Raw genomic sequence first — 4153 nt, forward strand, 5'->3', positions numbered from 1 at the left:
GATACAATAGTGATGTATATGCATATCTATATGATCCAAACGGAAGGAATGTAAAAATGAAGAAAATTCTAAAACAGATCACCTCTGTTGCGTGCGCCGCCGTGCTTTCCATCACGACGCAAATGCAGCTCCTTACCCAGGTCTGCGTCAGCGCCGCACAGAAGGCAGCCGCCCAGAAAAAGGTTCTGCTGATCCAGGACAATCTCCCCTGGGACTCCAATGCGAATACCAAAGTGCTTGGAGATATCGGCGTGGACTATCAGAAGGTCACCACAACGGAATTTCTGGATGTTGAACTGGAGGATTACTCTGTGGTCATCTTTGCGGACGATCAGGCGTTTTCCACCTACAACAACTATCTGGAGTTCAAGGATTACATGGAGCTGTATGCTTCTCTCGGCGGCGTGATTGTGTTTGGCGCAGCGGACGGGGGCTGGGCTGACGGCAATCTGACCGGTGCGCTTCCCGGCAATGTTGAAAAGATCCTGGACTATACAGAGTATAATTATGTAGCGGATCCTAAGCACCCCATTCTGACTGCGGCTCTTTCTGACGGAGATGGCGCAGTGGTGGAGGGGAAAGAGGATCAGATGTGGTTCTCTACATATTGCAGTCATTCTGAATTTATCGAATCCACTTTGCCGGCAGGTGCAAATATCCTGGTTCGCTCCAGTGAATCGGATAATCCCACCCTGGTGGAATACCCTCTGGGCAAAGGCCGGGTCATTGCGTCCGGTCTGACCATTGAGCATTCCTATTATCACCAGGATAATTATGCAAAAAAGATCATGGACGATCTGTTTTTGTATGCGCTGAAGGTCAGCGACTTTAACGGGGACGCTGCGCAGCAGCTGCGGGAATATCGTATGAGCATCAACCAGCACCATATACTGGTCAATGCAGCTGATACGAAAAAGCCCATTGCCGGCGCTGTTGTAAAGATCGGCAACAAAACCTTCAAAACCGACAAGGATGGTATGGTGAATCTTGGCGGGGCAACTTCCCAGCAGACAGTGATCGTGTCTGCGGAGGGCTATCTGACAAGCGGAGCTGTATACACTCCCCAAAAACGCTCCGTCCATGTGTTCTATCTGAAAAACGATACCTCCAACGGAAAGCCATACCCCATCCTCGCAACTGAAACCAACAAGGAGAAGGATCTTTTCACCAATTCGGTATTCTTTACGGAGAACAAGTCGGATATGTGCCGGATTCAGGTGACAGCGGAATGGAACGGGCATACCCCCGGCAAATATGAGCTGGTGCAGTATGGTGCAGAGGGCAAAAAGCTCACCAGCACAACCGGCATTTTCTCTTTTGCGCCGGGCAAAATGCTTGCGCCGGGCAAGGATGTGTATCTGATTCTCAGAAGTGCGGATGGTACGGTATCCGAGCGCAGAAGAATCTGCCTCAAGGTCAATCCCCATGCGGATACACCGGATGTGGATCCGGACGCATTCAGCGATCAGTTCCAGATCACACCGGATCAGAAGGGCGCTACCGGCAGTGAAGATGTGGCATCCCTGGTGGGAGATAACTTTGAAGTATCCCTGCCCATGCTGCCTGTCCAGGTAACCAGTGAGCAGAACGAGGACGAGGGCACCTGCACAGTCAGATTCCTGATTGGCGTGGATGCGAAAACGGCGGATGAATCCAAGGGGATCTACGATTATTTCAAGCAGTCCTTTACCAATTATATGGATGATGTAAATAAGGCGGACAGACTGATCAATGGCCTCTGCAACAAGATTAACTCCTCCGGGAAGCTTGCCGCCCATGGTTCTTTGGGAATCGTTCCGGACACGACGGTGGAAGGACTGGGCTACTATGAAATGGTTTACGATGCAAATCACAATATTGTTTCCCAGGGCGGCGGCATTGCCATTACCGTTGGAGGCGAGCTGTCCTATACGCAGCAGTTCCTGTTGGCTGTGGTTCCTCTGTATCTGAATGTCAAGGTGGGAGCCGAGATGAACACGCTGACTGGCATGACTCTGTATGCAAACGGCGGCGGTGCATCCTTCCAGGGCGAGGCGTCTATCACCGTCAGCGGCAGCATCAGCGGCGGCTTTGGCGTAAGCGGTCTTGTGTCCGTGGGCGCAGGCGGCGGCGTGGATTTTGAAGTCAGCGTTGCGCCCGAGCGCACCGGTACTGTGACCTTGAAAGCCTTCGTAGAGGCTTACCTTCTCTTTGTCATTGACTTTTCCTATGACTTTGCAAGCAAAACATGGACCTTGTGGCCGAAGCAGAACCGGAGTGCCGCCAAGGGCGTTGCCGCAGGCGGTACAGGAGATGCGGATACGCATCCGGAGCTGATGGATACGGACTATCTGAGCCAGACCTCTGCATGGAACGGTACAACAGGAGATGGGGTCAATGTGCTGCAAAGCGGCGTACTCCCCAGTACGATCCCTCTGATTGCAGAAGCAGGGGGCAGCAAGGTGCTGGTATGGCAGACCACGGACCCGGATGCGGAGTTGCTCAACAGCACAAAGCTGATGTTCTCCTATTATGACAACGGCGTCTGGTCTGAGCCCCAGTGCGTCAACCAGTCCGAAAGTGCGGATCTGACCGCAAGACTGGTCGAAAACGGCGATGATATCTATCTGATCTGGCAGAAGCAGAATGCAGTGATCCAGGGCGGTGACCTTTCCCAGATGGCTGCACAGGCACTGGCTTCTACAGATATCTTCACGGCCAAGTGGAACGGCACGGCTTTTGCAGACACAGCCTGCGTGCTGAAGGATTCTACACCGGATATGCTTCCCACCCTTGCCTTTGACGGGGACAAGATGACGGCTGTATGGGTCAAGAGCAGTGGGAATCTGGAAGATATCTTTCAGTCTAGCGGCATGATTCTGGCGTCTGATTTTACAGACGGCAAGTGGGGCAAGCCCTACCAGCTGACGAATGCGGATTCCTACGTTTCCGAGCTGGCTGCTGCATATCACAACGGAACCCTGTACGCTGCCTACACGCTCAACGGCGCATCCGGCTCTGCATTGCATATGGTATGCAACGGCAAGGATCGGGTGATTGCTTCCGGAGCAGATACACTGACGGGTATTTCCTTCCGGGACGGTAAGCTGTACTGCGTAAAGAACGGCAAGCTTTACATCTGCACGCCTGACAGCGCAGCCCTGACTGCTGTGGATGGTCAGCTGAGTGCACTGTCCGGCACCTTTGTGATGGCGGACGATGGCAAGAGTCTGATTTTCTCCGATGGAGCGCAGTTCTTTATTTCTGTCAACGAAAACGGTGCATGGAGCGAGGCAATGGAACTGACAGTTCCGGAGGGCTTCAGCGTATTCAACTACAGTGCTTCCTGGGATCAGGGCAGATATTCCATTGTTCTCAATGGCAGGGATGCGGATAACACAACATCCCTTGTATATCTGGAGGCTGCTCATGCGGAGAGCCTGGATATTGAATATGCCACTGTAGAATACGACCCCATCACTGGGGAGCAGTCCGTGCTTTTCAAGCTGACCAACAATACCTCCAAGACCGTTCATGACATTCAGGCGGAGCTTTCCAATGCAGACAAAACTCTGTTCAGTGCAGAGAAGGCAGTCAGCATTGCGCCCGGTGAATCCGTATCCCTTGTTTGCCCCATGGATACCACGGACATTCACGAAGTGGGGGAGTATACGCTGACCGTTTTCAATGGTACCTGTACGGCAAATGCCGTTGTGACCATCGGTATGCCGGATATCTCCCTGGATGTGGATACATACTATCTGGAGGATAGCGTGATCCTTGCCATTACGGCATCCAATCTGACAGGAACACCTGCCGAAACCACCATTAAGATCTGTGAGGATTCTATGGACGGTTTGCAAATCGATATGAAAAACGCCGGAGTGATCACCAGCCAGGAGGATTACCTGCTTCTGGAGGAAATCAATCTGAGTGATGTGGAGATTGATGAGAACGGAGTCAAGTATCTGTTTATACAGGCGGATACACGGGGTTCTGAGCTGAATCAGGCCAATAACTGCATTCCGGTTGCAATCTATCAGAACCAGGAGCTGACGGATCCGGATGACAGCGATTTGCCGGAATATGACGTAACGCCCTCTGACGGAAAGGACGATGAGGATCCTGGGGAGAATCCCGATCCCATTATAACCACTGTTACTACCACTACAAC

At 52.2% G+C, this 4153-nt stretch carries 1 protein-coding gene; it reads left to right on the forward strand.

The window, feature by feature from the left end:
- Positions 1–56 precede the first annotated feature (56 nt).
- A partial coding sequence (locus tag QVO51_RS06415) for a COG1470 family protein (protein WP_288167936.1) occupies positions 57–4153 on the forward strand: 4097 nt, incomplete at its 3' end.

It is taken from the genome of Ruminococcus sp. CAG:379, from assembly GCF_000434255.1.
Classification (GTDB): Bacteria; Bacillota; Clostridia; order Oscillospirales; family Ruminococcaceae; genus Ruminococcus_F; species Ruminococcus_F champanellensis.